This window comes from uncultured Microbacterium sp., assembly GCF_963521695.1.
Classification (GTDB): domain Bacteria; phylum Actinomycetota; class Actinomycetes; order Actinomycetales; family Microbacteriaceae; genus Microbacterium.
In genome coordinates this window covers 1-5,418 of sequence record NZ_CAUQWC010000224.1, presented here as the reverse complement: position 1 = coordinate 5,418, position 5,418 = coordinate 1, and the positions used below count along the sequence as shown (strand labels likewise).

At 69.7% G+C, this 5,418-nt stretch carries 5 protein-coding genes and 2 pseudogenes; 6 read left to right on the top strand and 1 reads right to left on the bottom strand.

What is annotated here, in order from left to right:
* The 4 genes and pseudogenes from RWP81_RS13865 to RWP81_RS13850 form a co-directional block, all read left to right on the top strand.
* Positions 1-311: pseudogene (locus RWP81_RS13865) on the top strand (single-stranded DNA-binding protein); the annotation flags it as partial.
* Between the two features lie 62 nt (positions 312-373).
* The gene (locus RWP81_RS13860; RefSeq protein WP_314457034.1) at positions 374-880 is read left to right on the top strand and encodes a DUF6993 domain-containing protein; all 507 of its coding nucleotides are present in this window, start codon (positions 374-376) and stop codon (positions 878-880) included.
* A gap of 56 nt (positions 881-936) precedes the next feature.
* A complete protein-coding gene (gene ettA, locus RWP81_RS13855; protein WP_055954247.1) occupies positions 937-2,616 on the top strand; it encodes an energy-dependent translational throttle protein EttA in 1,680 nt (559 codons plus the stop codon).
* Complete coding sequence (locus RWP81_RS13850) at positions 2,609-3,148, top strand: thioesterase family protein (RefSeq protein WP_314457032.1); 540 nt, start codon at positions 2,609-2,611, stop codon at positions 3,146-3,148. The genes ettA and RWP81_RS13850 overlap by 8 nt, the downstream gene beginning before the upstream one ends.
* A gap of 146 nt (positions 3,149-3,294) precedes the next feature.
* On the opposite strand, the gene RWP81_RS13845 is transcribed toward RWP81_RS13850, so the two are convergent.
* Positions 3,295-4,164 carry an acyl-CoA thioesterase II gene (locus RWP81_RS13845; protein ID WP_314457030.1) on the bottom strand — a complete coding sequence of 290 codons (870 nt, stop codon included), beginning with the start codon at positions 4,162-4,164 and terminating at the stop codon, positions 3,295-3,297.
* A 52-nt stretch (positions 4,165-4,216) separates the two neighbouring features.
* Here RWP81_RS13845 and RWP81_RS13840 point away from each other — a divergent pair, with 52 nt between their 5' ends.
* Positions 4,217-4,885 carry a hypothetical protein gene (locus RWP81_RS13840; RefSeq protein ID WP_314457028.1) on the top strand — a complete coding sequence of 223 codons (669 nt, stop codon included), beginning with the start codon at positions 4,217-4,219 and terminating at the stop codon, positions 4,883-4,885.
* 171 nt (positions 4,886-5,056) lie between these two features.
* A pseudogene (locus RWP81_RS13835) lies at positions 5,057-5,418 on the top strand (cation-transporting ATPase); the annotation flags it as partial.

Sequence of the window (5,418 nt, the reverse complement as noted above, 5' to 3'; positions counted from 1 at the left end):
TGAGCGGAAGACTGCGGTTGCGCGAGTGGGAGACCGAGACGAAACGCGGCGTGAGCGCCGACGTCGTCGCCGATGCCATCGGTCACGATCTGCGATGGGGAACCACGCGCTTCGACCGCACGCCCAAGCCCGGCGCTCCCGCGGGAGCAGCGTCCGACTCCCTCGCGGGGACCACCGCCGGTGGCGGAGCAGAGGGGGAGGACGCCGCGGAGGAGGCGGCCTGGTCAGTGCCGGGTGCGCCGAACGAACCGGTCGGTGTCGGCGCGGGCCCGGGTGGCGCCGTCGCATCGGACCCCGACAGACCGTTCTGACGCCCGCCGGCGATGGGCGGCGGCCGATGGAGCGCGGCGTTCGGGTCCGTAGACTCGAAGCCGTGTCTCGCTCTCTCGGTCGCCCTCTCGCCGTCCTCACCCTCCTGGCTGTTCTGGCCGTCACGGGCTGCACCGGCGAATCTCCCGCGACACCGACCGACACGGTCGACACGGGCGCCACGGTGTCTTCGGCTCCGGCGGATGCCGCCACCGCCGCGCCGAGCTCGCCGGCTGCCGTCGCCCTCGTTCCGGGCGGCAGCGCGCAGCAGAACCTCCCCTTCTTCTCGCAGGTCGTCGCGACGGTGTGGGCGGGATCCGGTCAGGTCGACGGACGCGCCTACATCGACGCGCTGGCGGGGGCGGGGTTCGACAAGGGGGCGATGCAGGTGACACCCGACGAGTCGACGATCGGGAACGCCGCAGAGAGCATCGAGTTCTCCGTCCGGCTCGGCGCGGACTGCCTCGTCGGTCAGGTCGGACCCTCCATCGGAGATCCCGTCACGACGGTGCTGCCCGGCCTTTCGTCGGGCGGGTGCCTGATCGGGCAGACGCGGCCGATCGACTGGTGAGAGGCGTCCGACGCCCGTCGGCTCCCGCCGCACGCCGCCCCTAGACTGGACGGGATATGGCCGAATACATCTATTCCATGGTCCGTGCCCGCAAGGCTGTGGGCGACAAGCTCATCCTCGACGACGTCACGATGTCGTTCCTCCCCGGTGCGAAGATCGGGATGGTCGGCCCGAACGGCGCCGGAAAGTCCACGATCCTCAAGATCATGGCCGGGCTCGACAATCCCTCCAACGGTGAGGCGCGTCTGAGCCCCGGCTTCTCGGTCGGCATCCTGATGCAGGAGCCCGAGCTCGACGACACCAAGACGGTGCTGGAGAACATCCAGGACGGTGTGGCGATCAAGCCCAAGCTCGACCGTTTCAACGAGATCTCGGCCCTCATGGCCGACCCCGACGCCGACTTCGACGCGCTCCTGGCCGAGATGGGCACGCTGCAGGAAGAGATCGACGCCGCGGACGGCTGGGACCTCGACTCTCAGCTCGAGCAGGCGATGGACGCGCTGCGCACGCCGCCTGCCGACGCCTCGGTCGTCCCGCTCTCCGGTGGAGAGCGTCGCCGCGTCGCCCTCGCAAAACTCCTGCTGCAGAAGCCCGACCTGCTGCTCCTCGACGAGCCCACCAACCACCTCGACGCCGAAAGCGTGCTGTGGCTCGAGCAGCACCTCAAGGCATACAAGGGCGCGGTCATCGCCATCACCCACGACCGGTACTTCCTCGACAACGTCGCGGAGTGGATCGCCGAGGTCGACCGCGGGCACCTCTACCCGTACGAGGGCAACTACTCGACCTACCTCGAGAAGAAGGGCCAGCGTCTCGAGGTGCAGGGCAAGAAGGACGCCAAGCTCGCCAAGCGCCTCAAGGAAGAACTCGAGTGGGTGCGCTCCAACGCTAAGGGCCGCCAGGTCAAGTCGAAGGCGCGCCTCGCGCGCTACGAAGAGATGGCAGCCGAAGCCGAGCGCACGCGCAAATTGGACTTCGACGAGATCCAGATCCCCGCGGGCCCGCGTCTCGGCGGCATCGTCATCGACGCGAAGAAGCTCGAGAAGAGCTTCGGCGACCGTTCGCTGATCAGCAACCTCAGCTTCAACCTGCCCCCGAACGGCATCGTCGGGGTCATCGGCCCCAACGGCGTCGGGAAGACGACGCTCTTCAAGACCATCGTCGGCCTCGAGCCGCTCGATGGGGGGACCCTGAAGATCGGCGAGACGGTCAAGATCAGTTACGTCGACCAGTCGCGCGCGGCCATCGACCCCGAGAAGACGCTCTGGGAAGTGGTGTCCGACGGCCTCGACATCATCACGGTCGGCAAAACCGAGATCCCCTCGCGCGCCTACGTGTCGAAGTTCGGCTTCAAGGGGCCCGACCAGCAGAAGAAGGCCGGAGTGCTCTCCGGTGGTGAGCGCAACCGCCTGAACCTGGCCATGACGCTGAAAGAGGGCGGCAACCTGCTGCTCCTCGACGAGCCGACGAACGACCTCGACGTCGAGACCCTCAGCTCGCTCGAGAACGCCCTTCTCGAGTTCCCCGGCTGCGCCGTGGTCATCACCCACGACCGGTGGTTCCTCGACCGCATCGCCACGCACATCCTCGCCTACGAGGGCACCGAGGAGCACCCCGACCAGTGGCACTGGTTCGAGGGCAACTTCGAGGCGTACGAGGCCAACAAGATCGAACGCTTCGGGGCGGATGCCGCGAACCCGGCGCGTTCGACGTACCGCAAGCTCACGCGTGACTGACACCTCTGCAACCCCCGACTCGGGTCCGGCCGGTGCCGGACCCGAGCGGGTGCACGTGCCGATCCCCGTGCGGTGGGGCGATCTCGACGCCCTCGGACACGTCAACAACACCTCGATGTTGAAGCTGCTCGAGGAGGCTCGCCTGCGCGCCTTCTGGCGTGGCGACGGCGACGGCATCCCGCTGCCGACCGCGGTGTTCGACATGAGCGTGCTCGAGAGCGGGGGAGAGCGCGCCACGCTGATCGCGCGCCAGGAGATCGAGTACCTCCGCCCCGTGCCTTACAGCCAGCGCCCTCTCGACGTGCGCCTGTGGATCGGTGCGATGGGGGGATCGAGCGCCGACATCTGCTTCGAGGTCTTCAGCCCGACGGGCTCCGACGAGCCGGTGCTGTACGCCCGAGCGACCGTCGTCGTCGTCCTCGTCGACACCGCCAGCGGTCGTCCGATCCGCTGGAGTTCCGCCGAGCGAGAGGCGTGGGCGCCGTACACCGGCGACCCGATCGACTACCGCCGGCGGTCTGCCCGGGGCTGACCGCGGCGGCTCGGTGCGGCCTAGACGCTGTTCGCGTCGTCTGCCGGGCACGGTCTGCCGGGCGCCGTCTTCGACACCCCCGGCGTCGGTAGCCGGCCCCGGCCGTACGTAGCCTCGGCCGTCGCTCGCGGCACCCACAGACGACCTCAGTCGCGCGGCACCCGCACCATGATCTCTTGCGCCACGCTCGCCACGAGCAGACCGTCGCGCGTGTAGATGCGTCCGGTCGAGAGGCCGCGGCCGCCGCGTGCGTTGGGCGACTCCTGAATGTACAGGAGCCAGTCGTCGACGCGGCCGGGACGGTGCCACCACATCGCGTGGTCGAGGCTGGCGACCTTGAGCCCCGGCGTGCTCCACGCCACACCGTGGGCTCGGAGGATCGTCTCCTGGATGGTGAGGTCGCTGAGGTAGGCGAGTGCGGCACGGTGCACCGCGGGATCGTCGGGCAGGGGGCGACGCGTGCGCATCCACACGGCTTGCCGAGGCACGTGTGGACCCTCGACCGAGGTGTACAGCGGTGAGGGGACGTGCAGCACATCGGCCGGACGCTCGGAGAACATCCGGCGACTCAGCGGATGCAGACCCTGCGGATCGAACTCCGGAAGGTCTTCGGGGAGCGGGATGCCGTCCGGCATGGGCTCGGCGTGCTCGAGACCGGGGTCGTCGTCTTGGAACGAGGCGATCATCGAGAAGATCGGCACGCCCGCCTGGTAGGCCTGGGTTCGGCGAGTCGAGAAGGAGCGCCCGTCGTGGATGCGGTCGACCGAGAAGGTGATGCCGTCGGCGGGATCACCGGGACGCAGGAAGTACCCGTGCATCGAGTGCACCGTGCGTTCGGGTGGCAGGGTGCGCGATGCTGCCACGATGGACTGCGCGAGCACCTGGCCGCCGTAAACGCGGCCGAACGGCATGGCCTGTGACACGCCGGTGAAGATGTCTTCGGTGGTCCGGGCTCCGGCGTCGCGGAGGTCGAGGACCGCGAGCAACGACGCCACGGGATCGACGGCGTCGGTCACGCTGACTCCATTCCGGTACGGCGGGCCCGCACCGCTTGGTAGTTTAGGGCGGGTGTCAGCGCGTCTGTTGTTCCCCGATCCGCAGGCGGCCGCCGACCTGCTCACCTTCGCGTCCCGCGCGATCCGCTTGGGCGACGGGACGGTGCGACTCCGGGCCGAAAACGGCGTGCTCGTCGCGACTGCCGCGCCTCTGGCGCCCCGCGGTCTGTTCGACACCACGCCCACGGTGCTGGGACTGCGGGTGTCGGCCATCGACCCCGAGCTCGAGTGCGATGTGGTCGTCGACGCAGCGGCTCTGCTGCCGGCCCCCGACGACGCGCAGGCCGTCATCCTTCCCGAGACCGCGACCTCTCCCGCGTGGGCGGGGATCTCGCCGCCGCGCAGCGGATGGGACCAGACGGATGCCATCGACGCCGCCGTCCTGGCATCCCGCGCGCAGTACGGCGTCGCCGCCGTCACCGATGCCCTGCCCGCCGATGCCGGGGAGGACGTCGTGCGTGTCGTTCGCGCGCAGGTATGGGGTCAGCCCGACGAGGCGCTGGGCGGGTTGCCGCTCGGAACGGCCTTCGCCGCTTTCGCCCTCGGATTCATCGCCGGGGGCGAGATGGCGGCCGTGAGGACGAGCGGCGCGTGGACGCGCGTCACCCTCGCTCGCGGTCACGTGCTGGTGCGGGGGCCGGTGCGATCCGGACTCACCGCCGTGCGCGCGACGGGCGCCTGACCCAGCAAGCGCATAGGTGGCCGCCATACGATGAGAGCAGCAAGGGGAGTACTCCCGTCGCGATGCATCCGTCATCACGAGGCCACCGCTGGTCTCCGGGTGCGTCGGTCCGATTCGGGCGGAGGAGACCTTGACGTCGCAGCCTCGCGCTGCCCGTCGAAGGGTGACCCTGTGGTCTCGTTCTCCCGTCTGTTCGATCTCGCGTCCAAGGCCGTCGACAAGGCATCGTCGTCGTCCTCGCAGCGTCCCCCGGCTGCGGGCGGCGGCAAGGACTGGCGCGACATGGTGCGCTCCGCAGCGGATGCCGTCACCGGCGACAGGCGCACGGGTTCGTCGGCCACGATGCCGCCCGCCCCGCCCACCGGTCACGGTGCCCCGCCCGCGCCGACCGGGCGCTACGCTCCGCCCGCGGCATCCGGAAGCTCGTCGAGCCTCTCGCCCGACGATCGCGCCGCGATCGCACGCTACGACTACCTGCTGCGCACCGCCGACCCGGACCGGGTCGAGCAGATGCACCGCGAAGCGTTCGAACG

Bases quoted from the DNA above. Each gene is read 5' to 3' on its own strand.
- ettA (WP_055954247.1), top strand. From the start codon at position 937: ATGGCCGAATACATCTATTCCATGGTCCGTGCCCGCAAGGCTGTGGGC.